Origin of the sequence: Lactiplantibacillus fabifermentans DSM 21115, from assembly GCF_000498955.2 — a bacterium.
Classification (GTDB): Bacteria; Bacillota; Bacilli; order Lactobacillales; family Lactobacillaceae; genus Lactiplantibacillus; species Lactiplantibacillus fabifermentans.
Genome location: NZ_AYGX02000050.1, coordinates 13,606 through 40,186, shown reverse-complemented (window position 1 = coordinate 40,186; position 26,581 = coordinate 13,606). Strand labels below are relative to the sequence as shown.

Below are 26,581 nucleotides of genomic sequence, written 5' to 3'. Positions count from 1 at the left end.
AAGCTGATCTTTTTTGTCCGAACAGCGTTCGGATTAATTTTACAATCTACCTTATAGTAAAAGAAAACGCTTTTTTGGAGACAACTTATTTAGTAAGCAACTGGTCGGCTAGCAATTGTTGATACGTCGTCAGACTAATTGCGGGATGCCCGGCTAGTGCCGCTTGCACGGTGTTAACGGGCACTTGGGCCAACTGTACTAAATCGGATTTTGTCAACAGTGTCAGCAAACCAAAAACACTTTAAGTTTGCAATCAATTGATTAAAAAAAGCACACCGACTTTCATCAGCGTGCTTCGTTACTAAAAGGCTTATAGATATTGTGCCAAAGTCTTTTGGATTTGTTCTTTTGAATGATAGCCAACCAAGGTATCTACCACTTCACCGTCTTTTTTAACTAATAAAGTTGGGATACTCATGATGCCGAAGCTGCTAGCCGTTTCAGGGTTAGCGTCCACGTCCATCTTGTTGAAAGTGACTTTATCGCCCATTTCACCATCAAGTTGTTCAACGACTGGTGATTGCATCCGACAAGGACCACACCAAGTTGCCCAAAAATCAGTTAATGTAACCCCGTTCGCCGTATCCGTTGCAAAAGTCTTATCAGTAGTAGCTGCGACCATGTTGATCGGCCTCCTTGTAATTATATGATTTACTATTAGTAAGTGTATCAGTTAATCCATAAAAAACAACTAATTTGCTTTGTTCACAATCTATTTAAACTGAACTTCCGTTGCCCCGTTACCACCATGATTAGGCGCCGCAAAATGGAATGACTTGACTTGACGATTCGTCTTCAAGTAGTCCGTAATGCCTTCCCGTAACGCCCCGGTCCCTTTACCATGCACAATCGTGACGGAAGGATACCCGGCTAACAAGGCGGCATCAATATACCGGTCTACTTGCGTCATGGCGTCTTCATAGCGGACCCCACGCAAGTCTAAGTTTGGTGACACGTGACTCATATTGGCGCTTTGCACGGTTGCCCGGGCCCGTTTTGGTTCGGCTTCCGGTTGCGCTCGTTCCATATCGGCATTGTCGATCTTCATCTTCAAAATACCGAGTTGGACTTCCCACGCGTTTTTACCCATCGGCCGGACTAAGACACCGCGTTGACCATACGATTTCACTAAAACGTCGTCGCCTTGGTGGAAATCTTGCTTGGCCTTTTCGTGCCGCAAAATCCGATTCTTTTTGAGCTTTGGTTGTTGCTCTAAGGCGTTCAACGCCCCTTTAGCATCAATCAATTCATTTTCTTTGACGTTGGCGCCAGTCATCAATTGTTTCTTCCGTAAGTCATTAATAATCGCATCAGCCTGGGTCTTACTCTTTTCAACAATTGCGTTAGCTTCAACTTTGGCGTCTTCCATCAGTTGGTCTTTTTGTTGTTGGTAAGCATTGAATTCACTCTTCAATTGCTTATGCAACTTATCAGAATCTTCGACCTCGGCCTTCAAATGAATTTCCGCGTCTTCAACGGCTTTCCGTTTCGCCACTAAGTCCGCAATCATCGCATTCAAGTCTTGACTGTCAGAATCCGTCAATGACCGCGCTTGATCGACGATACTTTGGGGAATGCCTAATCGTTGTGCGATATCTAACGCATTACTGCGCCCAGGAATCCCGACTAACAACCGATACGTTGGTTTCAACGTGGCTTCGTCAAATTCCATGCTGGCGTTAATCGTATCTGGCCGGTTAAACCCATACGCTTTCAATTCCGGATAGTGGGTCGTCGCCACGACTTGCGTGCCGTGCGCGCCAATCGCATCCAAAATGGCAATGGCTAAGGCCGCCCCTTCTTGCGGGTCGGTCCCAGCGCCCAGTTCATCGACTAAGACTAAACTGTGGTCATCGATTTGTGACAAGAAACTTTCGATATTTTCCATATGGGAAGAAAACGTACTCAAGTTTTGTTCAATCGATTGTTCATCACCAATATCGGCAAAAATTTCATGATAAATACCAATCCGACTGCCTTCATCGGCGGGAATAAATAACCCTGATTGACCCATCAATTGTAATAACCCTAACGTCTTCAACGTGATGGTTTTCCCACCAGTGTTAGGACCGGTAATGACAATCGCTTGATAATCGGTGCCTAACGTAATGTCGTTTGCCACGACTTTCTTTTGGTCAATCAATGGATGGCGAGCTTGCCGCAAATAAACTTCATTTTTGGTCGAAACAGTCGGTTCCGTAGCTTTCATATCATGGGCATAACGAGCTTTAGCATTAATAAAGTCAAAATGACCCAATAAGGCCGCATTTTGCAAGATTTCATCTTGATAAGGGGCAATCAGATTCGATAGCTCTTCCAAGATACGTTGTTCTTCTTGTTTTTCCGCCACTTGATTTTGCCGTAACCGGTCATTTAAAGCCATCACGGCGGCAGGTTCGATGAATAACGTTTGCCCACTGGCACTTTGGTCATGGACAATCCCACCAAACCGACTGCGATTTTCCGCTTTAACCGGAATCACGTAACGGTCATTTCTAATCGTAATAATCGGATCACTCAAATACTTAGACTCTTTACCGCGCGTATAATGTTCCATCTTGGCACGAATCTCCGCTTCCGTCTTACTAATGTGGCTACGGATACTGCCTAATTCAGGTGACGCGTTGTCGGTTATATGACCATCACCTTCAATGGCCGTTGCTAAGCGTTTGGTCACATCGGGTAACGTCACAAGTTCTTGGACTTCATCAAATAAATGACGAATCCCATTTTCTGGTGAATCTGCTAATAAGTCGTCAAAAAAGCGGGTAATGGCGCGGGTCGTTTTCAAGACGCGCCCGACTTGCCCGAGTTCGCTACCGTTCAGCGTGGCGCCAATTGCCAAGCGCTTCATGTGGGGCGCAATGTCAGCTAAGCGGGCAATTGGAATCCCGCCTTTGAGCCGATAAACTTCGGCGCCATCATTAGTTTCGTCTAACGCTAATTGTACTTCGGCCACGTCCGTCATCGGTTGCAAGGCGGTCAATTCTTTTTGCCCAGCCGCAGACACTAAATATGGCGTTAATTGTTGTTTAACTTGTTGGTACTCTAAGGTGGTCAATACTTTGGAATTCAAGCGAGTCCCTCCTTGGATCAAATTGAATCAGCAAAGTTGCAAAAAAAAGATGATGCAGTTATTCGTGGGCATCATCGGTTTGCATCTTCAATAATTCTGCTTGTTTATCCACTTGATCTGAAATCGCATTAAAGGCAATCAAAGTTGCAATCTCTTGGTCATTCATATCAGGCGCTAATTTTTTTAATTGTTTAATTTGTTCATTCATCATCCGCGTCACGGTTTGCATGTGACGGTCAGATGCCGTGCCGATGATCGTATAAATGTGACCATCAATTTCCGCTTTGAAGCGGCGTTTGTTTGCAGTCATCAACATCCAGCTCCCTTTCAGTAACACTTAACATTTTAGCATGCTTGCGGGCTTTATGCGACTTTTAGGGTCAATGCGGACTTATGGGTTGCCGCCTCCAGTCAGTGGGCCCGACGCTGGGGCGCAGACCTTGAGCCAAAAATCGGTCTCAAGGGCGGTTTGGTGCCTCACCAAACCCGTAAGTCACCAAACTCGGCGCACGTTGTAAGCGGCCAAAAAACACCCGCTAACAACGTCGACCCGGCGACGGGCCCACTGACTTCCGGCTAACAATAAACTCGCGGCACTATTTCTAATATTCAGGTTATGATGATTACAATATAACAAAGGTTTGTGTATCGGCACTCCATTGTGACATTGTTCAACCGATATTCGTCCCCAAAATTTAGTGATTAACTTCTGAAGTCAGATAATCCACTATTATATTTATGTGCAATTCTTACTCAATCTACCCACTAACGTCATTCCCAAACGCCCATGAAAAAAACGTTCAACATGCATCCTCCCAACCACAAAATCCAATTAGCGTGGATCATTATTATAAAAAACAATCTAGCTGCCGGCTGACCGTAATGGAAGCCGCCATGCGGGTGTGTTAACGGGATTGGGCTGTATCCGGTTTACACCACGGACGTCTTTTGAGACTCTCTTTTCAGGCTCAAAAGCGAGGGCCAAGACCGCTTCTCAGGCTTGGCCCGGTCCCCATGGCGGCTGGAATTACGGTCAGCCGACAGCGGCAATGCCAGCTATCCTTAAAGTTATTTTATTAATCAAAAGAAAAACGCACGCCATCATCGCTGATGTGCGTGCGTTTTAGTGTGACTAGGTTGCCTATTGCATCCCGCCATCGTCGGCTAAGAAAGTGTTTAACACTTCTTCAACCATATCCCATTCTTCATCGGATTCAATTGGCTTTAATTCGCCGTTATCTTCATCGTCTGGGTTGAAGATATAAGCTTGAATATCGACTTCTTCGTCGGCAGCGGCGTCGGCCGGATACAATAAGATGTATGAGTGACCGAAGTCTTCTGAGTCGAACGTGAATAAGATATTAAATAACGTTTCATTACCCTCGTCATCGACTAAGGTGATGACTTGGTTGTCTTGACTATTTTGGTTTTGGCTCATGCTAGTTCCTCGCTATTCTTGTGTGAGTTTGCCATGGCGATCCAAGTAGTTTTGCAAGATCAGGCTTGCCGCTAACTTGTCAATCACCTTTTTGCGTTTTTTACGCGATGTGTTGGCTTCTTCCACGAGCATGCGTTCAGCTTCAACAGTTGTTAAGCGCTCGTCTTCAAAGTCAACGGGTAAATGGAACCGCTCCGTTAGTAGCTCACCATAATGTTGGGCGGCTTCTGCCCGCGGTCCGAGCGTGTTATTCATATTCTTCGGCAAGCCGAGTACAAATCCGCCCGCGTCATGTTCTTTCACTAGTTCAGCAATCCGGTCAATGCCGAATTGTTCTTCATCTTCATTGATGCGAACAATTTCGACGCCTTGTGCTGTCCAGCCAAAAACATCGCTAACGGCAACGCCCACGGTTCGTGAACCAACATCTAACCCCATTAACTTCATGCATTGACATCCTTATCTGCCTTCAAATACGACTTGACAAGTTCTTCGATAATTTCATCGCGTTGGTGCTTCCGGATCAAATTACGAGCATCCTTTAAACGCGGGATATACGCCGGATCACCGGATAGCAAATAACCAACGATTTGATTAATCGGGTTATAGCCCTTTTCTTGTAACGCTTCATAAACTGTCGTTAACGTGTCATGGACATCCTTAACGTTGTCATTATCGAAGTCAAAGTACATTGTTTTGTCTAATGAACTCATATAAAGCACCTCCCGCTAGTTTCCGCTTCTAGTCTATTTTACTAAATGCTTATATGAAGTACAATCAATCAACTTTGATGTAACACATTCGTAATAAAATAGCTTACTGTTCATTCAGCCATTCATGGGCGGCTTTCAAGGCTGCTGGCAACCCTTCCGGCTTCTTCCCACCGGCTTGGGCTAAGTTTGGCCGACCGCCACCACCGCCACCAACTTTAGGTGCAATGGCTTTGATCAAGTCGCCCGCTTTGAGGCCAGCTTTAACTTTGTCGTCACTAACGGCGACTAATAAGTTAACTTTTTCGCCGATGACCGTCCCTAAGACTAAGACATCGGAATAGTGCTTAGCTTGCCAAGTATCGCTCATTTGCCGTAATTGGTCCATTCCAGAAACTTGCACTTGTTGGGCAATCAAAGTCGTCCCGTTAACGTCATCGACTTGTTCGAAGATGGCGCCCGCTTGTTGCTTCGCTAACTTGCTTTCAAGGGCGGCGGTCTTTTGTTGTTCGGCCTTCAAGTCAGCTTGGAGTTGGCTGACCCGGTCAGTGGTATCTTTCAATTGTGGCGCTTTAACTTGCGCCGCAATCGTCTTCAACCAGCCTTCTTCTTGTGACAATAATTCAAAGGCTTCTTTAGAAGTAACGGCTTCAATCCGCCGAACCCCGGCACCAACCCCGGATTCAGAAACAATCTTGAATAAGCCGAGTTCACTACTGTTGTTAACGTGGGTCCCACCATCAAATTCAATCGAGTAGTCGCCAATGGAAACGACTCGGACGATTTTGCCATATTTTTGCGTAAAGACGGCGATGGCGCCCATCTTATGACCGGTTTCTTGGTCCGTTTGGATGGCTGAAACGGGTAAGGCGGCCCAAATCTTATCGTTGACGATTTGTTCGACTTTGGCGATTTCTGCCGCCGTGACTTGACCAAAGTGGGTAAAGTCAAACCGCAAGTAGTCGGGTTCCACTAATGAACCGGCTTGTTGGGTGTGTTCGCCTAAAACGTCACGTAACGCTTGGTCTAACAAGTGGGTCGCGGTATGGTTCTTTTCAACCTTCGCATGGAAAGCCAAATCAACGTTTAACGTATAAGTTTGGTCTTTGTGCATTGGCTTTAAGACTTCGACGGTGTGCAAATGTTGTTTGTTAGGGGCATTTTGCACGTCCGTCACATTGGCAACGGTATTCCCATCGGCATCTAAAATAACACCACGGTCAGCTACTTGCCCACCCATTTCAGCGTAAAATGGCGTTTTGCTGAAGATCATTTCAGCGGTGCCTTTTTGGACTTCATCCACGAGTTTTTCATCAACAATGATGTCTTTTAAGTCGCCATGCACGTCAGTCAATTCATCGTAACCCACGTATTCGCTCGGTGTCTTGATGTCAATCAACAAGCCGCGTTGCACACCCATCGACTTAGCATTGCTCCGCGCATTGCGGGCCCGGTCACGTTGGGCTTTCATTTCAACTTCAAAGCCGGCTTCGTCGACCTTTAAGCCTTCGTCACTAGCGTATTCTTTCGTTAATTCAAATGGGAAACCGTACGTATCGTATAACTTGAACGCATCCACACCCGGCAAGGTATCTTGCTTAGCCGCCTTAGTGTCGGCAATCAAGTTATTCAATAAGGTTAACCCATCATTCAAAGTTTCATTAAAACGACTTTCTTCAGAACTGACGATTTTTTCAATGTAATCGGCATTCTTCAACACATCTGGATAATGAGATTGCATGATTTCACCAACGATTGGGACTAATTGGTCTAAGAAGGCTTGGTTCAAACCGAGCTTTTGACCATGGACAATCGCCCGCCGAATTAAACGCCGGATGACGTAGCCCCGCCCTTCATTCGAAGGTAAGGCGCCATCAGAAATGGCAAATGTAATCGCCCGGGCATGGTCGGCAATGACTTTAAACGACACGTCGTCTTGGGCATTGTCACCATATTTTTTACCAGTTTCGCTGAGGGCTTCCGTCTTGCGAATGATTGGCAAGAACAAGTCGGTTTCAAAGTTGGTTGGGGCGTTTTGGAAAATCGAAACGACCCGTTCTAAGCCCATCCCCGTATCAATGTTTTTACGAGGAAGTGGTTCGTACGTATTTTCAGGGGTATGGTTAAATTGTGAGAACACAATGTTCCAAACTTCCAAATAACGTTCATTTTCGCCACCCGGATAATTTTCAGGATCGTCTTCCGCTAAATTATTGAAAGCTTCACCACGATCGTAGAAAATTTCTGAATCAGGGCCGGATGGGCCTTGACCAATATCCCAGAAGTTGTCTTCAACTTTAACAATATGATCAGGAGCCACGCCGGTTGCTTCCCAGAATTTAGCCGCATCGGTATCTTTTGGATAGACCGTCATGTATAACTTTTCAGGGTCCCAACCAAACCATTTTGGTGAGGTCAAAAGTTCCCAAGCCCACGCAATCGCTTCTTTTTTGAAGTAATCACCAACTGAGAAGTTCCCCAGCATTTCAAACAACGTATGATGCCGAGCGGTCCGCCCAACATTTTCAATATCGTTGGTCCGGATGGATTTTTGTGAACTCGTCATGCGCGGATTATCTGGAACGACTGAGCCATCAAAATACTTCTTCATCGTGGCAACCCCAGAGTTAATCCATAATAACGTTGAGTCATCTTGGGGAACTAACGACGCACTCGGCACGATGGTATGACCTTTTTCGTGGAAAAAGTCTAAATACATTTGCCGAATTTCACTACTGCTTAATTTTTTCATTAAACTTGGCACCCTTCCTCTATTTATCCATTTTTAGGCAAAAAAACACCGTTGCTAGCAAAGACGCTGTTAACGCGGTACCACTTTGCTTGCAACGATGTGTTCGTTTACCTCTTAAGCTCTTTAACGCAGAGAGACGGACTAGTTAGCTAGTCATTGCTTCATTCGGTAGCATTATCGAGACACCGCACTTTTTCCAGCGACCAAAGCGTTTCTAAACCGACATGGCTCGATAATATGTCCTTACTCTGCAAAGTATAGAAAATTTAACCGGGCTTGTCAACTGTTTCGGCTAGCCGCCGGGCGCTACTAGGTGACGGCGCCATGGGGCAGACCTTGGGCCAGAAGTCGGTCCCAAGGGCGCTTTTAAGCCCGTCCATACCCCGCTGCCGGTCTTAAAAGTCGGCCCCAAACCCAGCACACAAGCCCACTGTGCTAGGTTTGCGACACGGCGCATCACCTAGTAGCGCCCGGCTCAACAGTTTTTCAATGCTCATTAACTTGATTATTTGAAATAAGTCGTAGCTGGTCACGTTTAAATCTGAATGATGCCAACACGTTGCCTTACACATATCAGCTGGAATAGTTAGTACTAAAAAAGTCATACCGCCTTAGCCCTCATGAGCATCACGCGATATGACTCTTAACTGGTCAAGCAATCACGAAAAGTTTAACGTGACTTACGATCCTTACGTTCTTTACGGGCAGCGGCACGTTGTTCGATACGGCGATCCATGCGGGCTTTGTCCGCAATCTTAGTCCGAATACGGCGCTTGTAGCCCGGCTTGATTTTTTTCTTTGACTTCTTAACGTACCCAATCAAGGTTGGGTCTAATTTTTCTTGCTTTGGTCCCCGTTTGACCCGGCGGTTCCGGTCGTAGGAATCGACAATTTCACCGTCACGGATAGCTTTCGGCTTGAACTTCACGCCTAATGCTTCGACTTCACTGACTTTGTCTTCTTCACCTGGACTGTAAAGCGTAATGGCAGTCCCGGCCATCCCGTTACGACCCGTCCGGCCGACGCGGTGAATGAAGAACTCTAAGTCGTTTGGAATATCATCGTTGATGACGTGCGAAACGCCTTGGATATCGATTCCCCGGGCCGCTAAGTCGGTGGCGACGACGAATTGATACTTCAAGTTTTGGACATCACGCATGACCCGTTTCCGTTCACGCGGTTGGATGTCCCCATGAATCATTGCAACCGTTAAGCCTTGTTGGCGTAAATAGTGCGTTAATTCTTGGACCCGTTCCTTCGTATTGGCGAAAATCAAAACTAAGTATGGTTCACCAATCGTTAATAACCGGTAGATAATACTATTCTTGTCATGACTCTTCGTTGAAATCAGCCAGTTGTCAATCGTTGGACTGATGACCGATTCAACTGGAATTTCTTCCATGACGGGATTATTCATGTACTTCTTCAAAAATGGCGTTAACTTTTGCGGCATCGTCGCGGAGAACACGAGCATTTGCAAGTCCGCTGGCATTCGCCCGGCAATTTGGTCAACGACGTTTAAGAACCCTAAGTCCAACGTCATGTCCGCTTCGTCGACGACGAGTTGGGTCGCCGTATGCACATCTAAAGCTTGCGAACGAATCAAGTCTAAAATCCGCCCCGGTGTCCCAATGATTAATTGAGGTTGGTGGCGATTCAACTTATTGATTTGTTCTTGCTTGTCGGTCCCACCAACATACAAACCGATGTGTAAGGCTTTGGGGCTGTGGCTAATCAATTGCTTAGCCGCGGCTTGAATTTGGTAAGCCAATTCCCGACTCGGCGTCGTAATTACCGCTTGCACACGGCGTTCATCAGCGTCTAATTTGTTGATCATCGGTAATAAGAAGGTGTGGGTCTTCCCACTACCAGTAGCCGATTGACCAATCACACTGCGGCCGGCTGCGATGACCGGAATCAACTTTTCTTGCACCGTCGTTGGTTTACGGAAGTTGATTTCTTGTAATGCTTGCATCAAAAACGGCTGCAGTTGAAAATCGTTAAAACTTGCGGTCATATTTAAACCTCTTTCTTATCCTGCCGTGCAACTTCATCGAGTTGACGGACAACTGTTTCAATTTCTTGTTGGTCTTGGGCTTTGGCGCCAGAAGCCATGGGATGGCCTCCGCCGTCATGTAATTTCGCTAATTCATTAATCGCCGGACCTTTAGACCGTAACCGAATCCGGAAGTCACCTTCTTTTTGTTGGACAAAGATGGCCCAACATTTGACGGTATCAATCCGACCGGGTAACGGTACAACCCCAGCAGTGCTAGCATCGCCGATTTCAAAGGAATCCATGATGTCGTTAGTTAAAATAACGTAGGCAGCGCCCGAGTCTAGTTGTGTTAAATGTTCGTAAACGTACGCCGATAACCGCGCGACGGGTAACGTAATCGTATCTTCAATCCGGTTAACTTCGGTTGCGTCGGCCCCCGCTTCCATCAACGCGGCCGCAGCGCGCATCGTGCTAGGCTTAGTTGCGGAATATAAAAAGCGCCCGGTATCACCGACGATACCGGCATACAATAATCGTGCGGCATTGGCGTCTAACGTCAATTCATCTTTAAAAGCCGCATAAAATTCATAGACCAATTCACTCGTGCTCGACGCATCGACATCTACCCATTGCGGGTCGCCGAAAGCATCGTCGTTAGGATGATGATCAATTTTAACGAGCGCCTTACCAGTATTGTAAAGTTCGCCATCGACGCGGGGTTGATTAGCGGTATCTAACACTAACACTAAAGCATCTTCATAGTCCGCTTCAGTGACCGTATCCATTTGGCCTAACCAATCGAAGCCATGATATTGCTTGCCAGGGGTGAGAACTTTTTTGTCTGGAAAACTCGTTTTAATAATTTCAGCCATGCCAAGTTGACTCCCGATGGCATCGGGATCAGGACGTTGGTGGCGATGAATAATAATGGTTTTAGCTTGTTTAATTAATGCTAATATTTCTGATTGGACGGTCATAATGATCCTTCCTCTTCCCTATTTTAACGTGGCGTCCACTTCAGCCACAGTACTCTAGTATACCGAATCTTCGCCGTTACGCCAAATTTAATCGCGAGCGTCGGGATACAACGGCAAGGTTATATTTTCAAAAGCCAACGGGGCTAACCCGGTCAGCGTAATACCTAATAACCGAATTCCTGAGTCAAAATGGTCATCGACGACCTCGTCAAAAATCTCTTCGGCATATTGGTCGAAAGTCTCGGCATCATTGGGCAAAAATTCGCTAAACGTTTGCCGCTTTGTAATTGTGACAAAGTCGCCATACCGTAACTTCAATACGAGCGTCTTGCCGTGGCGTTGATGACTTTGCATACTTTCGGCCACGAGCCCCGCAATTTGTTTTAAATGACTGTTCACTTCCGTTTGCGTTTGTAAAAACGGCCCAAATGTTCGCTCTTTACCAATCGACTTGCGTTCCCGTAAATATTCGACGGGCCGGTCATCGCTGCCGCGCACGCGCCGATACAAAATATAGCCGAGTTTGCCAAAATGTTGAATCAAGTCCATTTCAGTCCGTTGATACAAATCATAACCGTTTTGAATACCTAAGTCGTGCATTTTAGGCACCGTTTTTTTACCGACACCACGAAACTTTTCAATCGGTTCGCGCCATAAGAAAGGTTCTGCGTCTTGCGGTAACACAATCGTTACGCCGGCCGGTTTCCGATAATCCGATGCCAATTTGGCAATAAATTTATTATATGAAATGCCGGTCGAACAAGTTAAGTGCGTCTTATGCCAGATTTCACGTTGTAAGCGGTGCGCCAGTTCAACGGCACTATGCATGTTCACTTTATTTTCGGTCACATCCAAATAAGCTTCATCAAACGCAATCGGTTCAATCTTATCGGTATACTCATGAAAAATATCGTGAATCTGGGCCGATACTTCGCGGTATAACGGAAAGTTGGGCGTTTTAAACACCGCTTTGGGGCAGAGCTCGAGCGCTTTAGCCGCGGGCATCGCGGAATGCACCCCATATTGGCGGGCCACATAGTTAGCCGTGGTCACCACACCACGCCCGCCCGTTTGCCGTGGGTCATGGGCAATGACGAGCGGTTGGGTCTTATAGGCCGGGTTTTCACGTTCTTCAATCGACGCATAAAAAGCATCCATGTCGACATGAATGATTTTACGACTCGTCTCAACTTTAATGGGTGCCGCAGTAATTGATTGCGCCATGTTCCCGGCCTCCTCTTCGCTAGTATGTTCATTATACACGAACGTACATTCGTCGCAAAGTAATCCGGTCGTCACTTTTCACGTAATCTTGGGCAGCCTGACATGGCATGACACCACTAAAAAAGCGGCCAACTCGGAAGAGTCAGTCGCTTGGTTAGTTACTTATTTTGCTTCAGAATCAGCGGCGCTAGCGGCACTGTCATCACTGGCAGCCGCACTATCAGTTTCGCTATCAGCTGCAAATGATTCCGCAGCTGGTTTGTCATCGTCAGCTTTTTTGTCGTCCGTTGTTGCGGCGTTTTCTTTAGGTGCGATTTTGGCGATGGCGCTTAAATCGAATACTAAGAAAATCCCGTCACAGTCTAACGTCACCGTTTTGTCGGCTTCGTTGACTTCATCAACGACCCCGTGTAAGCGACCAATCGTCGTAACCTTATCGCCACGCGAAATTTTGCTTAACATTTGTTGATGTTGTTGTTGTTGTTTTTTCTGTGGTCGGATCATGAAGAAGTATAAAAATGCGAACATGACCACGATGAACAGAATTGACGTAATTGAACCACCATTCATTGTCTATCGCTCCTAATCTATGTTTGACTATCTTTAACTTTAACAAATTAGCTGAAAAATTACTAGTACACCTAGAAATTTTTAGCGTTTTTCTTGTTAAACCCGTACATTTCAAAAAAGTTCTCGCGGAATTCTAACAAGTTATCGTCCATAATTGCTTGCCGCACTTGTTGCATCAAATGCAATAAGAAGTACAAGTTATGGTAACTCGTCAATCGTAAACCAAACGTTTCGTCGGCTTTGATCAAATGCCGAATATAGGCCCGGGTGAAATTTCGGCAAGTGTAGCAATCACAATTATCATCTAATGGCGTGAAATCATGGGCATATTTGGCGTTTTTAACGACCAAGCGACCATGCGACGTCATACAAGTCCCATTACGCGCAATCCGCGTTGGTAAGACACAGTCAAACATGTCGACCCCGCGGATGGCCCCGTCAATCAAGGCATCGGCTGAACCGACTCCCATTAAGTAACGCGGTTTGTTCTCCGGTAAGAGCGGTGTCGTGAAATCTAAGACATGGTTCATTTCAGCCTTGGATTCCCCAACCGACAAACCGCCGATGGAATAGCCAGGAAAGTCCATGGCAACTAAGTCCTTAGCACTCTGTTCACGTAAGTCTTTAAAACCGGCCCCTTGGACAATACCAAACAAACCTTGGTAGTCCGGATGTTGATGCGCTTTCAAGCCCCGTTCCGCCCAACGAGAAGTCCGAGCAACGGACTTACGAACGTAATCATAACTTTCAAAAAACGGTGGACATTCATCCAAACTCATCATAATATCTGGTCCCAAGGCATTTTCCACGTGAATCGCCTTTTCCGGTGACAAGAAGCGTTTGGCACCACTCAAATGATCTTTGAAATGGACCCCTTCTTCAGTGATATCGCGGTTCTTCGCTAATGAGAACACTTGGAAGCCACCCGAATCGGTCAAAATTCCTTTTTTCCAATTCATGAATTGGTGTAAGCCACCCGCTTCTTCCACGATTTCTTCACCGGGGCGTAACCATAAATGGTACGTGTTGGATAAAATCACGCCCGCACCCATCGCATCAAGTTCTTCAGGCGCTAACGATTTAACACTCGCTTGCGTCCCCACCGGCATGAACATGGGCGTTGGAAACGTCCCATGCGGGGTAATCAATTCCCCAAGTCGCGCGCCGGTATGCTTTTCTTTTTTAATTAATCGGTATTTAATTGCCGGTTCCATATGCTGCCTCCGTTAGTGTGTATAAACTCTGAATATGATAGCACGAAATCAGCGTGCAAACCAGCACGGGTTGTGGATGAGGGGTGCCTAGCCTAATGATTACTCGGCGGGTTTCCGAGTGGTCATTAGGCGTAGCAACCGGAATCCACAGTGCTGGTTTGCACGTTTCAGCCAAATTCATTGGGCCGTTTTTGCCGCCAGTCGTCAGTGGGAACGCCGCCATGGGGCAGACTTTGAGCCAAAAAAAACGGGCTCAAAGGCGCTTTTGAACCTGACCAAAGCCCCTGTCAGTTTCAAAAGTCGTCCCCCATCAGTCACCGGCCAAACCCACCGGTCACTGATGGCGACATGGCGGCGTCCCCACTGACGACCGGCTAATTTACCGTATTACTCACCAGCACATTAATTCGTTTACTTAGAGGGCTGATTTCGTTCATCAAGTATGCTATATTTGAACTTTTTGGATGTGTTATAAAAAGGCTCGAACCCAAAGTTCAAGCCTTCTTACGACGTGTTTCGTTTTTAGTGCTGCGTTTTCGGCCGTTAGTTAGTCAGCCCTATTTTTCATTGCGGGTTTAACGGATTAACTTTTCCGAAACGTGCGCCCAAACGCTGCGAGCTGCGCTGAGCTACGTGAAGGGCAGGATGCCAAGACCGCATCATGCCTCTCACTAGGCTCTGCTCACTAGCAACCCGCGTTTGGTCACACTCTTAATGAATGAACATCGCATCCCCAAAACTGAAGAACCGATACTTTTCATCAATCGCATGTTGATAAGCGTTCAAAATCATATCACGACCAGTAAAGGCCGCGACTAACATGACTAACGTGGACTTTGGTAAATGGAAGTTGGTGATGAATGCATCGACCACTTTCCATTGGTAACCAGGTTTGATGAAGATGTCGGTCCAACCTGAATCCGGCTTGATTTCACCGTCGAACTTGGTCCCGATAGTTTCCAAAGTCCGAATAGAAGTCGTCCCGGTCGCGATAATCCGGCCACCGTTGGCCCGGACTTCGTTTAAGGTCTTGGCCGCGTCTTCGTCTAAACGATAAAATTCGCTGTGCATCTTGTGGTCTTCGATGTTATCTTCTTCGACTGGGCGGAAAGTCCCTAAGCCGACGTGTAACGTCAAATAAACTAACTTAACGCCCTTATCTTGGACTTTTTGTAATAAGTCTTTGGTCCAATGTAAACCGGCAGTTGGGGCCGCCGCGGAGCCGTTTTCTTTGGCGTAGACCGTTTGGTAACGATCGGGGTCGTCGAGTTTTTCTTTGATGTATGGTGGCAATGGCGTTTCGCCTAACGCTTCCAAGATTTCCATGAAAATACCATCGTAATGGAATTCAATCATTCGAATGCCGTCTTCTTTTTCTTCCGTGACCGTGGCAGTTAACTTACCGTCACCAAATGAAACGACCGTGCCGACTTTGAGCCGTTTAGCTGGCTTCATCAAGGTTTCCCATTGGTCGCCTTCGGTATTGTGGAGTAATAAAACTTCGCAATGACCGCCAGTTTCCGGTTTAACCCCGTATAGTCGGGCCGGCATGACCCGGGAGTTATTCATAACAACTGCGTCACCAGGGTTTAATTGGTCGATGATGTCGTAAAAATGCTTATCTTGCATTTCACCAGTCTGACGGTCAAGTTCGAGTAAGCGTGACGTGTCACGTTGTTTGATTGGCGTTTGCGCGATTAATTCGTGTGGTAAATCATAGTCAAAATCTTCAAGTGTTAAGCTCATGTGTGTGACCTCTTATCTATTATTTATGTTCTGGGTAAGCTAATCCTAAATGTTCATAACCTTTAACGGTAACGACGCGCCCACGTTGCGTCCGTTTGAGAAACCCAATTTGGAGCAAGTATGGTTCGACCACTTCGGCAATTGTGTCGGTTTCTTCACCGATATTGGCCGCAATGGTTGCTAAGCCGACCGGACCACCATCGTAATATTCAATCATCGTCCGTAACAGCTTGTTATCCGTTTCATCAAGGCCGTCTTCATCCACCCGCAAATACGTCAGCGAGCGACTCACGATGATTTCATCAATCGCGGCTTGGTCAGCAACTTCTGCAAAGTCACGAATCCGTTTGAATAAGCGGTTCGCAATCCGCGGCGTCCCCCGCGAGCGGCGGGCAATTTCATGCGCGCCAGAAGGTTTAATCGGCGTCGTAAAAATATCGGCGGTCCGTTTAACGATGTCTTCCAAGTCACTAACTTGGTAATATTCCATATGTTCGACAATTCCAAACCGATCACGCAATGGCGCTGATAACATCCCTGCACGGGTGGTCGCCCCGATTAAAGTAAACGGTGGTAACGGGAAATGCACCGGATGCGCCGTGGGGCCTTGACCGACCACGATATCGACATAAAAGTCTTCCATCGCCGAATACAACATTTCTTCGACAATTTTAGGCAACCGATGGATTTCATCAATAAATAAGATATCACCAGGTTCCAATTCATTCAAGAGCGCGACTAAATCCCCCGGCTTTTCAATCGCCGGACCACTCGTCGTACGAATGTGGACTTGCATCTCATTGGCAATGACCATCGCTAACGTCGTCTTCCCTAACCCCGGGGGGCCAAAGAGTAAGACGTGGTCCAGTGATTCTTCCCGCTTACGGGCGGCCTCGATATACACGCCGAGTTCATGTTTGACTTGGTCTTGACCGATATATTGGGCTAACGTTTGCGGACGCAGCGACTTTTCTAAGGAACCTTCAGCCGCATCAAGATTGTCGCCGGATAATAATTTGTCGTCGTCCACTAATATCCCTCCTATTTCGTCAATAACCGTAACCCTTCACTTAATAAGTCATTCGTATCAACTGCATGATTTTGACTATAAGTTTCGAGTTTCTTCGTAATCTTCTTCACTTCACGTGCCGAGTATCCTAACGCTTTTAAGGCGGCTAACGCATCTGCCAAGGCGCTATCAACCGCCGGCGTCGTCACGTCTAATTCCGTTTGTCCAGTGACGTCAACGTTTAAGTCGTTGAGTTTGCCTTTTAAATCTAACACGATTTGTTGGGCGGTCTTCTTACCGACCCCGGGGAAACTCGTTAAGTACGTGGCATTTTCTTGATTGATGGCTTGAATCAAGCCCGAATGGTCGTTATTAGCTAAAATGGCTAACGCCGACTTGGGGCCAATTCCAGAAACATTTAATAATTTTTCAAAAAGTGCCTTTTCATCGGCATCGTAAAAACCGAATAAGCTCATGCCGTTTTCGCTAACCGCTTGATGAATATACATCTTGACCGGTTCATTGGCAACTTGATAACGATATGGATTGGCTGTTAATACTTTATACCCGATGCCCGCCACTTCGATTACGACAAAGCTGGGGGTCACATCGGTAATTTGGCCTAAGAAATATTCATACACGGTCCAAAAACTCCTTTAATAAAAACATATGTTTGCTTCGTAAATTGTACCACATTTCCCCGGTCGCTTGATACTGTCGCTACCGTAATAAAAAATTCTCACGAAATTCTCGGCAAGCCCGTTAAATTATGCTATGCTCATAGACCGAGGAGTTGACCAACATGGACTTAAAACCATTTGCTGCTAGCTTACCAACCACTAGTGGCCTTGAAAAACTAAAAAGCAATACCCCCGACTGGCAAGCCAGTGATGCCAAGCCCGTCACTGCGCCCAGCTATTACTGGTACGAGCTCACTAAAGACGGCGTGCACCAGTGGCGCTTAATTGCCAGCTGGCCGGCGGGGAAAACGGTCACCACCGTAATCCCGAGCACCATCAACACCGTGCTCTATTCACAACAACCCGTGATTGAAATGTTGATTGACGATTGGGTCGGTCACTTTCCGAAGGCCTTCGAATTAACGGACGACCACGGGGTGACCCACCGACTCTGGCAAATCACTGACGCTGACGTCACCGCCGACATCACGGAAACTTTAGCCCCCATCGAACCCCGCAAAACCTGGTTAACGACCATTAGCACGCCGTTAGTCATGCTCGTTGCTGACCAAGAATGGGCCAAGTTCAAAGCACCAGTCGAAGTTCCCGACCATTTGATTGAATTTTTGAACGCTTAAATCTGTTCTGATTTCACGGTAAATATTTACTGTAAAATACCACTGAGCGATCTTGCCGCTTCCGGTCAGCAGTAATTACGACTATCATTCAGACACGACAAAGGAGTCGCCACTAGTACAACAGAATAGTGGCGGCTCCTTTGTCATGCTGTTCAAATAATACGTGTAATTTAGCAATGACGTCCCGGAAGCCGGTTAGCCAGGGCGAACGTGCTGAAGTTGTTCTTAGTCGAGTGACTTTCTCGGCTTAGAACAAGGACGACTTTTGAGATTAGCGGGCTTGGCTGAGCTCAAAAGCGAGGCCAGCGACCGCTTTTTGGCGCTGACCGGTCCCAGCACGAGAACCCTGGCTAACTGGCTGGAGGCCAACAATTGAAGCCTAGATCTGAGCTGGACTTACGATTGGTGATAACGTCGCCAAGTGAACCAACCGGCGGCAGCAAGCGTTAGTATTGCGCCCAACGCGCTGAGAATCTGGCCTAGTTTTAAGCCCGGCGTCGTGTACGTCAACTTGATGTGATACCGGCCCGCGCTGAGTCGAGCACCGACAAAGGCATCGTTGACGACTTGCGTTTTGACCGGTTGCCCGTCAACTTGTAATTGCCACCCGGTCGAATATGGAATCGACGTCGTCAAAACGCTAGCCTTGGCACTGGCCGTGGTCTTCCCAGTCACTTGATTGTCGGTCACGTGTAAGTTGGTCAAACCTTGGTCTTGTAATCGGTGCGTTTGGCGCGTGTATTGCTTACCGAACGGCACCGCCACTAATTCGGCTTTTTTGAACTTCAAGCCGCGAATACTCGTGAAGTTCAGGGTAATCTTGCCGCGGGCGTACTTACTGTAACCTAAGTTGATAACCGCAGCCGTCCGTGGTTCGTAGTCCGACATGTTCGTCGTCCCAAGCTGATTAAAACTGACCGTATTGTCAACCGTTTGAGCGGTCAAGGAATACCCACTGGCACTCAAGTTGCCCTTTAAGCCGTCACGAATATCATTCAGATGGTCAATTTTTGAATATGGCCGCCCGGTGAAGACGGTTGTATTTTGACTCGTTTGTAACTCATTTTTAATGGATGAGCGTTGATAACTAATGCCCGATAAGACCAAATACATTTCCGTATTACGGTACTTTTTCGGTTCATTGATGGTTAACGTATACGGAATCTGATGCCCCTGTACGTCGCTAGCTAACGACTTCAACCCATTTTGATTATCAGTATTGGTCTGTTCAATGATGCTGGCGTTGGCGGTAATTAACCGCAACAACTTGGTCGACGGCTGCGTCAGACCCGTATCACTCGTCAACAGCTCGCGTTGTTCTGGGGTTAATGTCACCGTATCGGCCGGTAATTTGGTCAAGGCATTGTTCGAAGACCCGGTTGCATGTTGATTCCGATAGATCATGACCTTATCTAAACTATCTAACACGTTCGTGGCATCGGCTTGCACGGTATAATCGACTGTTTCAGCAGTCGACTTAACTGCCACTTTTTTCACGCCGGCCGCCGAATGCGTTGTCACTGCTCCTTGTAACATGGCCTGTTCCCGGTCAACGGCACTCAATTTTTCAAATTGCGCCGTCGAAATTTGTTGTTTTTGCGTATAGACCAACGGCAACGCATTTTTCGATTGCAACAAGACCGTGCCCGTATGGTTACTCAATCCATAAATAAACTTATCGGCATAAACTTTCGCCGCCCCAGTTTTATCCGTCACCACTTGGTAGCCGGCTGGCAAGGCTTGCCCTTGCAGCTGGTCTTGCCGGGCAAACAAATAACGCACACCTAATAAATTACTGAAGGTGGTCCGTTCGCTCAAGGTCCCTAACGGTGAATTCATGGCGTATTCACTGTTACCGAGGTCTTGACTGAGCTTACCGACATACGCACTTTGCACGGAAAAATAAGATCCCACCGTGTGAGTGCCTAAAACCATGGGAACATCACTCTCAGCCGACCGCATCGTATAGTAATTAGGCATTAGTGCCGTGCGATAAAACTGGTCAGATTCTGGCAAGGCAGCTTCAGCGCCATCAAAATAATTATGGACCCACTGCATCGCCGTCCCGCGCCGGATTTGCTCCGTACTATTCGAATTCGTATTAATACTCAACCAGCCTAAGCCATTGTTCGCTAAATTCAACGTGACAATTCCTAGCAACAACCAATTGAACTGACGATTCGTCAAATGTAGGCTAGAGCGCGCTAGCAGTAGGCCAACTAACACTAAAATCACGAGATATGTCGCTAAATCATGTTTGCGAATATTTAAATAAAAACCGTTGATGACCCAAATCAGCGCAAGCCAACCGACACTAACCCCGGCTAACCACTTCAAGTCCCCCGCCGTCAACGAGCTCAACTGGTCCACAAAGTGCATCGTTGCTAACGCAAAGACTAAAGTCGCCAGTAACAACCACCGATTGGAAGGCGTTGAAAAGACATTAAAGACGGCCGCAAAACTAGGCAATAAAATGCCAATCATCATGGCCACGAGGACCCAATTTAACACCCAATACCGTTTGAAATGCCGTAATGTGTAAATGGCCCCCAGAAAACTGATGCCACTCAAGCCTAGGGTCACCCAATATTGGACGCTCCCACCATTAGTTAACAAGCGATTGGGCAAGTTAACATAGTAATTAATGGGATAAGTCCATAAGCCGTTGGCAAAGTTAAAACTAGCCCGCGTCGCATTTAGCATCGCTAGTAATGTTGGGACTAACAACGTTCCCGCCATCATCACCCCAAGTAGCACCGCGATCACAATACGCCATAAAAGCTGACCAAACGACCGTAACGGGGCCGCTTGCCGTTTCAAATTCCAAAACCGGACTAACGCGTAGATGAGACTACCGAGTGCCAATAAATAAGCAAAATAAAAATTACTCATAATGACCACGGCGGTAATTAAACTAAGTGGTAGCCAACTTTTACCATGGAAAATCCGTTCAATACTCCAGCACAGCAATGGAAACCAAATCATTGGCAATAAAAAGAACGGATGATGCATGCCCACATAAAATGTATAAGCGGTAAAGGTGTAAGTCAATGTCCCAATCAAGCGACTAAAGCGACTAAATTTAAACTGACCACTAAACCCTAAAAATGCCAAGCCGACGACGTATAGCCGTAAAATAATAAGCGCTTGATACCAAAACTCCAAGTGCGCCCGCGACACAAAGGCCACCAAATAATTAAACGGATCGCCCACTACATAATACGCAAACGTCGTTAACTGATCGGCCCCCAAGCCGAGATTCCACGACCAACTCGCTAACTTCAAACTGTGGCTTTGCAAAATCTTTTGAAACTCCAACAAAATCGGAAAATGTTGCGCAATCCCGTCAACTTCCCAAATCAACGTCCGCCCGGCCAAAAACAAGCCGCTATACGCAATCGCTGCAATGAGCACAAACATGCCGGTGTATTGTACCCACAATGGTATTTTTCGTAACTTACTACTAATCAATGTCGTTCCCCTTATCTCGTCACCAAGTTGGTGAGCCCCATTTCTTCGATTTGGATAATGGCCTTATTTTACCATTGTTTTCCCGCTTGCACGGTCGTGTTTGACAAACTTAATTTTTTGCTAAGTTTCACCTTGCCATCCTATAACGCGTCCCAAATCATTGGGGCCCCATCGACTATCACTCAGATACAACAAAGTAGCCGCAACTAACAAAAAGTTGTTGCGGCTACTTTGTCGTGTTATTCAAATAATAAGTGTAATCAGGCACTGACAACCCGGAAACAGGTTAACTTGCTGGAGGCCAAGGTTCAAAGACACCAGTCCTAGACACTTAAAAATTAATGATTAGTTGTGGATTCGTGACTATCTTGAATCCGTTTAAACATTTTTTCCATGTCCGTATTCGTAAAGTGCACCGTCACGGGTCGACCGTGGGGGCAGTTGAACGGATTTTCACACGTTGGTAGTTTTTTGAGTAAAGCCCGAGCTTGTTGGTCATCTAAATGGTGATTAGCCTTGATGGCGCGTTTACACGACATCATAATGGCCGTCTTTTCACGGAATTGTGCGACGGTCAACTTGTCATCTCGTAAGACCCAGTCAATCATTTCTTTGATCGTATCTTCTTCTTGGCCTGCTTTAAACCAAGTGGGATGGGCGTGGACAATAAAACTGTTACCACCAAAAGCTTCGAGATGAATACCCAGCTCCACTAATAGCGGCAGTTGCTCGGTAATTTTTAACACATCACTCGTTGGATAATCCAACACAATCGGCACTAACAAGTTCTGTTGGTCCTTGCTAACTTCCCCAATTGCTTGCCGATAATACTCGTAATTAATCCGTTCTTGGGCGGCATGCTGGTCCAAGACGTACATGCCATCATCAGCTTCCGCTAACAAATACGTCCCGTGCATTTGACCAATATACCGTAATTCTGGGAAGCGTTCCCCAGCATCGGGGTCAACCACAGCTTCTTCAGGGACTTCATCATCAGCGGTGGCGGTCGTATCAGCCGCGGTAGTGGCGGGTTCTTCGCCGAACGGTAACGCCACGTCTTCGGCTTGGTACTTATCGTCAAAGGCCAATACGGCAGTTGTATCAAGTTGATGGCGGTCGCTAATCATGATAGGTTCGGTGGCCGCACTTTCGTTTTCCGGAGCTGCCGTGGTTTGGACTTCGACGGTGGCCGGGGCTTCACTCGCCGGTAACGGTTCGACGGCCGGAACCGCTTCACTCACCGGGGTCGGCGTCACCGGTTTACGCGGACTGGGTTGGGCCACGTGATATTGCGACGAAGCCGCATTCAAGTCCATCGCTAATTGGTCGGTATTCAAACGTTCCCGCCGATGACTTCCTAAGTTTTGTAAAGCCGATGGAATCAAATTAACATCAGCTAAGCGGTCCGTAATCGTCGAACTAATCAACTTGGCGAGTTCGGGCTCCTTACTCAAACGAACTTCTTGTTTAGTTGGATGCACGTTAACATCAACTAACAACGGGTCCATCTTTAAGTCAACGACCGCAATCGGATAGCGTCCCACCATTAACTTCGACCCATAACCTTTGATAATCGCTTTAGTCAATTGTTGATTTTTAATCGCGCGGCCATTAATCAAAACCGTGATGTAATTGCGACTCGCCCGGGTTAATTCCGGTAACGCCACATAACCACTGACTTGAAAGTCCTCGTTTTTACCATTAATTTCGACCATTTTACGGGCATTTTGCACGCCGTAAATTCCCGCAATAACTTGTTGCAAATCACCACGGCCCGCCGTTTTCAGCAATTCTTTACTGTTGTGCACTAAGCGAATCGCAACTTCCGGATAACTCAAGGCCAACCGATTAACGACATCTAAAATATTAGCTAATTCAGTTTGAGCAGATTTTAAATATTTCAACCGTGCTGGCGTATTGAAGAACAAGTCAGTCACGGTAATATCGGTCCCTTGGCGCAGCGGTGCCGGGGCTTGTTTTAATAACTTACCACCCCGGTAATGAATACTCGTCCCCGTGGTCCCGGTACTGGTCGTTAAGACCACATCGGCCACTGACGCGATACTCGGCAAGGCTTCACCGCGAAACCCGAGCGAGTGAACGCGGAATAAATCCGCGCGCGAGGTAATTTTACTCGTCGCATGTCGTTTAAATGCGGTTAACACATCTTCATCCGCAATCCCATCGCCATCGTCAATAATCCGAATCGACTGGACGCCGGCTTCTAACACGAGCACGTCAATTTGGGTCGCATGGGCGTCAATCGAATTTTCAACGAGTTCTTTGACGACCGAGGCGGGGCGTTCCACAACTTCCCCAGCAGCGATCTGATCCGCTAAAACGGATGATAATTCATGGATTTTTCCCATTGCCATCGGCCCCTTCTAAATTTATTTATCGAGCTTTTGTTGCCATTTATAAAGTTGGTTCATGACATCCATTGGTGTCATGGCCATTAAGTTTAAATTCTTTAATTGTTGTAAAACTTTTTCGCCCTTGGCATCCGTGACAGTCGGTTCGGCAAACAAGGATAACTGTTCGTCGCTGGCCGCCGCTGGTTCAACCGGCGCTTCGGAAGTTGCAACTGGCTTAGCAGCTGCTTCACTAACCGGTGCCGTGGTCGCTTCAGTCGGCGTTTCGGACAGCGCACTGGTGGCCGCTAACGAATCCGCGGTCGTGGACACGGTACTTGTTTGGCTTTCCAAGCTCGTCAAAATCTTATTAGCACGCACTAATAAATCATTCGGCATCCCGGCTAATTTGGCCACGTGAACCCCATAAGATTTATCGGCAGCGCCGGTTTCGACTTTGTGTAAGAAAACGAGTTCGCCATTTTGTTCGGTCGCCCCGACATGGACGTTGCGTAAGCCATGCAACTCTTGGTCTAAGGCGGTTAATTCATGATAATGCGTTGAAAACAGTGTCTTCGCATGGATATTATTATGCACAAATTCAATAATCGCTTGGGCCAACGCCATCCCATCATACGTCGCCGTCCCACGCCCGATTTCATCGAATAAAATCAAGCTGTTGGCGGTCGCATGTTGTAGCGCATTGTTGGCTTCTTGCATTTCGACCATAAACGTACTTTGCCCAGAAATCAAATCATCGGTCGCGCCAATCCGGGTAAAGATTTGATCAAAGATTGGTAACTGTGCTGATTTAGCCGGTACGAAGCAACCGATTTGCGCCATGATAACGGTCAACGCGAGCTGGCGCATGTACGTGCTTTTCCCGGACATGTTCGGTCCAGTAATCAGTAACACGGTTTCGTCCGGCGTCATCTGCACGTCATTCGGCACATAACTTTGATTGCCCATGACCTTTTCAACGACCGGATGGCGGCCTTCCACGATTTCTAAGTCGTGGGATTTCGTCAACATTGGCCGGACAAAGTGATAGTCTTCACTGACGACCGCAAAACTTTGCAGCACATCAATGGCGGCCACGGCTTTAGCTAACGCTTGGAGCCGCTTAATCGCCCCTTTAACGGTCTCGCGCACTTTGGTGAAGAGTTGGTACTCCAGTTGAGTAGAATGGCTCTCAGCTTCTAAAATCAAGCTCTCGTGTTCTTTGAGTTCCGGTGTACTGAATCGTTCGGCATTCGTCAACGTTTGTTTGCGTTCATAACGGTCTTCTGGTAATTGCGCTAAGTTCGCTTTGGTCACTTCGATATAATAACCAAAGACCCGGTTAAACCCAATCTTTAAGTTCTTAATTCCGGTAATTTCACGTTCCTTCGCTTCTAAGGCCGCAATCCACTTTTTCCCGTTATTCATCGCATCGCGATATTTGTCGAGTTGTTCATCATAACCGTCTTTAATGACCCCACCATCCGTCACGGATAAGGGGGCTTCTTCAACGATTGCCTCGTCGATTAAATCCGCCACATCTTCAACAGGGTCTAAGTGACTAACCTCATCGTTAAAGACATCGGCATCTAATTCTGACAAGATATAGCGAATCTTCGGCACTTGCCGTAAGGACGTCTTTAATTGAATCAAGTCGCGTCCATTGACGCTACCAAACGCGACCCGCCCGGCCAACCGTTCCAAGTCATAGACTTTAACAAGTTCTTCTTGTAAATTACTGCGTTCAAAATAGTGGTCTAATAATGCTGCCACTTTATTTTGCCGCGTTTCAATATCGCCTTTGACAATCAAGGGCCGGTCCAACCATTGTTTCAATAACCGGCCACCCATCGCCGTCTTGGTCTCATCGAGCAACCACAATAAGGTGCCTTGCTTCTTGCCCGTTCGAATCGACTTCATCAATTCCAAATTATATTTTGAATTGTGGTCTAACTTCAAAAAGTACGATGGTTCATAAGCAACGGCTTTTTGTAAATGCGCTAAGCTGCGTTTTTGGGTGACGTTGATGTACATCAATAACCGTTCAACGACTTGTTTTTCTAAGTCCACGGTCAAATCTTGGGTCAAATAACTGAGTTCCGCTTGGGGTTCGACGTTGTTTTGTTCAGAAATCAACACGCCAATCGTTTTGATTTGATCACGCAAATCAGTGGCAACGGAATCATCCACCACGATTTCTTTCGTCTGCAAGCTCGTAATTTCATTAATGAGCGCATCATTGGTCGTCAACAAACTCGTTTTGAGTTCCCCAGTTGACAAGTCGGCGTAAGCAAAGCCAAACTGACCATCCGCTTGCGTCAACGCCGTCAAATAGTTATTAGATTTTGCCTGTTCGGCACCACGTTCCAAAGTCGTCCCCGGCGTCACGAGTTGAATAACTTCCCGTTTAACCATGCCTTTGGCAAGCTTCGGGTCTTCCATTTGTTCACAAATAGCGACCTTATAACCCTTATCAACCAAAATGTCGATATAGTTTTGAACGGCGCGATGTGGCACCCCACACATCGGAATGGGATTATCAGCGGAATGATTCCGCGTCGTTAACGTTAATTCCAATAATTGGGCACCTTTAATGGCATCGTCAAAAAACATCTCATAAAAGTCGCCGAGTCGATAAAATAAAAACGCATCGGGATATTGATTCTTCACCGCGAAATATTGACGCATCATCGGCGTATCTTTAGTCTTTTGTGGCACTGTCTTTC

At 46.8% G+C, this 26,581-nt stretch carries 20 protein-coding genes; 1 reads left to right on the top strand and 19 read right to left on the bottom strand.

Annotation, left to right across the window (positions count from 1 at the left end; translation table 11 throughout):
- Window positions 1–85: 85 nt before the first annotated feature.
- The 16 genes from DY78_RS16735 to ruvA form a co-directional block, all read right to left on the bottom strand.
- On the bottom strand, window positions 86–217 hold the full coding sequence (locus tag DY78_RS16735) for a hypothetical protein (RefSeq protein ID WP_268872496.1): 132 nt from the start codon (window positions 215–217) through the stop codon (window positions 86–88).
- A gap of 93 nt (window positions 218–310) precedes the next feature.
- Window positions 311–622, bottom strand: a complete 312-nt coding sequence (trxA, locus tag DY78_RS04315) for a thioredoxin (protein WP_024625116.1) — start codon at window positions 620–622, stop codon at window positions 311–313.
- 90 nt (window positions 623–712) lie between these two features.
- A complete protein-coding gene (locus DY78_RS04310) occupies window positions 713–3,076 on the bottom strand; it encodes an endonuclease MutS2 (RefSeq protein ID WP_024625115.1) in 2,364 nt (787 codons plus the stop codon).
- Between the two features lie 58 nt (window positions 3,077–3,134).
- Window positions 3,135–3,386: a cell division protein ZapA gene (gene zapA, locus DY78_RS04305; protein ID WP_024625114.1), complete on the bottom strand. Its 252-nt coding sequence runs from the start codon at window positions 3,384–3,386 to the stop codon at window positions 3,135–3,137.
- An 831-nt stretch (window positions 3,387–4,217) separates the two neighbouring features.
- Window positions 4,218–4,514, bottom strand: a complete 297-nt coding sequence (locus tag DY78_RS04300; RefSeq protein WP_024625113.1) for a DUF1292 domain-containing protein — start codon at window positions 4,512–4,514, stop codon at window positions 4,218–4,220.
- A gap of 12 nt (window positions 4,515–4,526) precedes the next feature.
- Window positions 4,527–4,961 (bottom strand): Holliday junction resolvase RuvX, encoded by a 435-nt coding sequence (gene ruvX, locus DY78_RS04295; RefSeq protein ID WP_024625112.1) that lies wholly within the window; start codon window positions 4,959–4,961, stop codon window positions 4,527–4,529.
- Window positions 4,958–5,227: an IreB family regulatory phosphoprotein gene (locus tag DY78_RS04290; RefSeq protein ID WP_024625111.1), complete on the bottom strand. Its 270-nt coding sequence runs from the start codon at window positions 5,225–5,227 to the stop codon at window positions 4,958–4,960. The genes ruvX and DY78_RS04290 overlap by 4 nt, the downstream gene beginning before the upstream one ends.
- 103 nt (window positions 5,228–5,330) lie before the next feature.
- Window positions 5,331–7,976, bottom strand: a complete 2,646-nt coding sequence (alaS, locus tag DY78_RS04285) for an alanine--tRNA ligase (protein ID WP_024625110.1) — start codon at window positions 7,974–7,976, stop codon at window positions 5,331–5,333.
- 670 nt (window positions 7,977–8,646) lie between these two features.
- The gene (locus tag DY78_RS04275) at window positions 8,647–9,993 is read right to left on the bottom strand and encodes a DEAD/DEAH box helicase (RefSeq protein WP_024625108.1); all 1,347 of its coding nucleotides are present in this window, start codon (window positions 9,991–9,993) and stop codon (window positions 8,647–8,649) included.
- Between the two features lie 2 nt (window positions 9,994–9,995).
- A complete protein-coding gene (locus tag DY78_RS04270; RefSeq protein WP_024625107.1) occupies window positions 9,996–10,952 on the bottom strand; it encodes a DHH family phosphoesterase in 957 nt (318 codons plus the stop codon).
- An 87-nt stretch (window positions 10,953–11,039) separates the two neighbouring features.
- Window positions 11,040–12,176, bottom strand: coding sequence for a DNA polymerase IV (gene dinB, locus DY78_RS04265; RefSeq protein WP_024625106.1), 1,137 nt, complete (start codon window positions 12,174–12,176; stop codon window positions 11,040–11,042).
- A 162-nt stretch (window positions 12,177–12,338) separates the two neighbouring features.
- Window positions 12,339–12,746 (bottom strand): preprotein translocase subunit YajC, encoded by a 408-nt coding sequence (yajC, locus tag DY78_RS04260; RefSeq protein ID WP_024625105.1) that lies wholly within the window; start codon window positions 12,744–12,746, stop codon window positions 12,339–12,341.
- A gap of 71 nt (window positions 12,747–12,817) precedes the next feature.
- The gene (tgt, locus tag DY78_RS04255; protein ID WP_024625104.1) at window positions 12,818–13,960 is read right to left on the bottom strand and encodes a tRNA guanosine(34) transglycosylase Tgt; all 1,143 of its coding nucleotides are present in this window, start codon (window positions 13,958–13,960) and stop codon (window positions 12,818–12,820) included.
- 711 nt (window positions 13,961–14,671) lie between these two features.
- Window positions 14,672–15,706 carry a tRNA preQ1(34) S-adenosylmethionine ribosyltransferase-isomerase QueA gene (queA, locus tag DY78_RS04250; RefSeq protein WP_024625103.1) on the bottom strand — a complete coding sequence of 345 codons (1,035 nt, stop codon included), beginning with the start codon at window positions 15,704–15,706 and terminating at the stop codon, window positions 14,672–14,674.
- A gap of 19 nt (window positions 15,707–15,725) precedes the next feature.
- The gene (ruvB, locus tag DY78_RS04245; protein ID WP_024625102.1) at window positions 15,726–16,736 is read right to left on the bottom strand and encodes a Holliday junction branch migration DNA helicase RuvB; all 1,011 of its coding nucleotides are present in this window, start codon (window positions 16,734–16,736) and stop codon (window positions 15,726–15,728) included.
- A gap of 11 nt (window positions 16,737–16,747) precedes the next feature.
- Window positions 16,748–17,356: a Holliday junction branch migration protein RuvA gene (gene ruvA / locus DY78_RS04240; RefSeq protein WP_024625101.1), complete on the bottom strand. Its 609-nt coding sequence runs from the start codon at window positions 17,354–17,356 to the stop codon at window positions 16,748–16,750.
- Between the two features lie 161 nt (window positions 17,357–17,517).
- On the opposite strand from ruvA, the gene DY78_RS04235 reads away from it, so the two are divergent.
- On the top strand, window positions 17,518–18,033 hold the full coding sequence (locus tag DY78_RS04235; RefSeq protein WP_024625100.1) for a DUF1015 family protein: 516 nt from the start codon (window positions 17,518–17,520) through the stop codon (window positions 18,031–18,033).
- 396 nt (window positions 18,034–18,429) lie between these two features.
- Here DY78_RS04235 and DY78_RS04230 read toward each other — a convergent pair whose 3' ends face one another.
- The 3 genes from DY78_RS04230 to mutS all read right to left on the bottom strand — a co-directional run bounded on the left by DY78_RS04230 (window position 18,430) and on the right by mutS (window position 26,573).
- On the bottom strand, window positions 18,430–21,504 hold the full coding sequence (locus DY78_RS04230; protein WP_029779016.1) for a YfhO family protein: 3,075 nt from the start codon (window positions 21,502–21,504) through the stop codon (window positions 18,430–18,432).
- Between the two features lie 338 nt (window positions 21,505–21,842).
- On the bottom strand, window positions 21,843–23,873 hold the full coding sequence (gene mutL / locus DY78_RS04225; protein WP_024625098.1) for a DNA mismatch repair endonuclease MutL: 2,031 nt from the start codon (window positions 23,871–23,873) through the stop codon (window positions 21,843–21,845).
- Between the two features lie 21 nt (window positions 23,874–23,894).
- Complete coding sequence (gene mutS / locus DY78_RS04220) at window positions 23,895–26,573, bottom strand: DNA mismatch repair protein MutS (protein ID WP_024625097.1); 2,679 nt, start codon at window positions 26,571–26,573, stop codon at window positions 23,895–23,897.
- Window positions 26,574–26,581: the final 8 nt, after the last annotated feature.

What these genes read in the sequence shown, in the direction of transcription:
- trxA (WP_024625116.1), bottom strand. Translation starts at nt 622, where the DNA reads ATGGTCGCAGCTACTACTGATAAGACTTTTGCAACGGATACGGCGAAC.
- zapA (WP_024625114.1), bottom strand. Translation starts at nt 3,386, where the DNA reads ATGACTGCAAACAAACGCCGCTTCAAAGCGGAAATTGATGGTCACATT.
- DY78_RS04300 (WP_024625113.1), bottom strand. Translation starts at nt 4,514, where the DNA reads ATGAGCCAAAACCAAAATAGTCAAGACAACCAAGTCATCACCTTAGTC.
- ruvX (WP_024625112.1), bottom strand. Translation starts at nt 4,961, where the DNA reads ATGAAGTTAATGGGGTTAGATGTTGGTTCACGAACCGTGGGCGTTGCC.
- DY78_RS04290 (WP_024625111.1), bottom strand. Translation starts at nt 5,227, where the DNA reads ATGAGTTCATTAGACAAAACAATGTACTTTGACTTCGATAATGACAAC.
- alaS (WP_024625110.1), bottom strand. Translation starts at nt 7,976, where the DNA reads ATGAAAAAATTAAGCAGTAGTGAAATTCGGCAAATGTATTTAGACTTT.
- DY78_RS04275 (WP_024625108.1), bottom strand. Translation starts at nt 9,993, where the DNA reads ATGACCGCAAGTTTTAACGATTTTCAACTGCAGCCGTTTTTGATGCAA.
- DY78_RS04270 (WP_024625107.1), bottom strand. Translation starts at nt 10,952, where the DNA reads ATGACCGTCCAATCAGAAATATTAGCATTAATTAAACAAGCTAAAACC.
- dinB (WP_024625106.1), bottom strand. Translation starts at nt 12,176, where the DNA reads ATGGCGCAATCAATTACTGCGGCACCCATTAAAGTTGAGACGAGTCGT.
- yajC (WP_024625105.1), bottom strand. Translation starts at nt 12,746, where the DNA reads ATGAATGGTGGTTCAATTACGTCAATTCTGTTCATCGTGGTCATGTTC.
- tgt (WP_024625104.1), bottom strand. Translation starts at nt 13,960, where the DNA reads ATGGAACCGGCAATTAAATACCGATTAATTAAAAAAGAAAAGCATACC.
- queA (WP_024625103.1), bottom strand. Translation starts at nt 15,706, where the DNA reads ATGAGCTTAACACTTGAAGATTTTGACTATGATTTACCACACGAATTA.
- DY78_RS04235 (WP_024625100.1), top strand. Translation starts at nt 17,518, where the DNA reads ATGGACTTAAAACCATTTGCTGCTAGCTTACCAACCACTAGTGGCCTT.
- mutL (WP_024625098.1), bottom strand. Translation starts at nt 23,873, where the DNA reads ATGGGAAAAATCCATGAATTATCATCCGTTTTAGCGGATCAGATCGCT.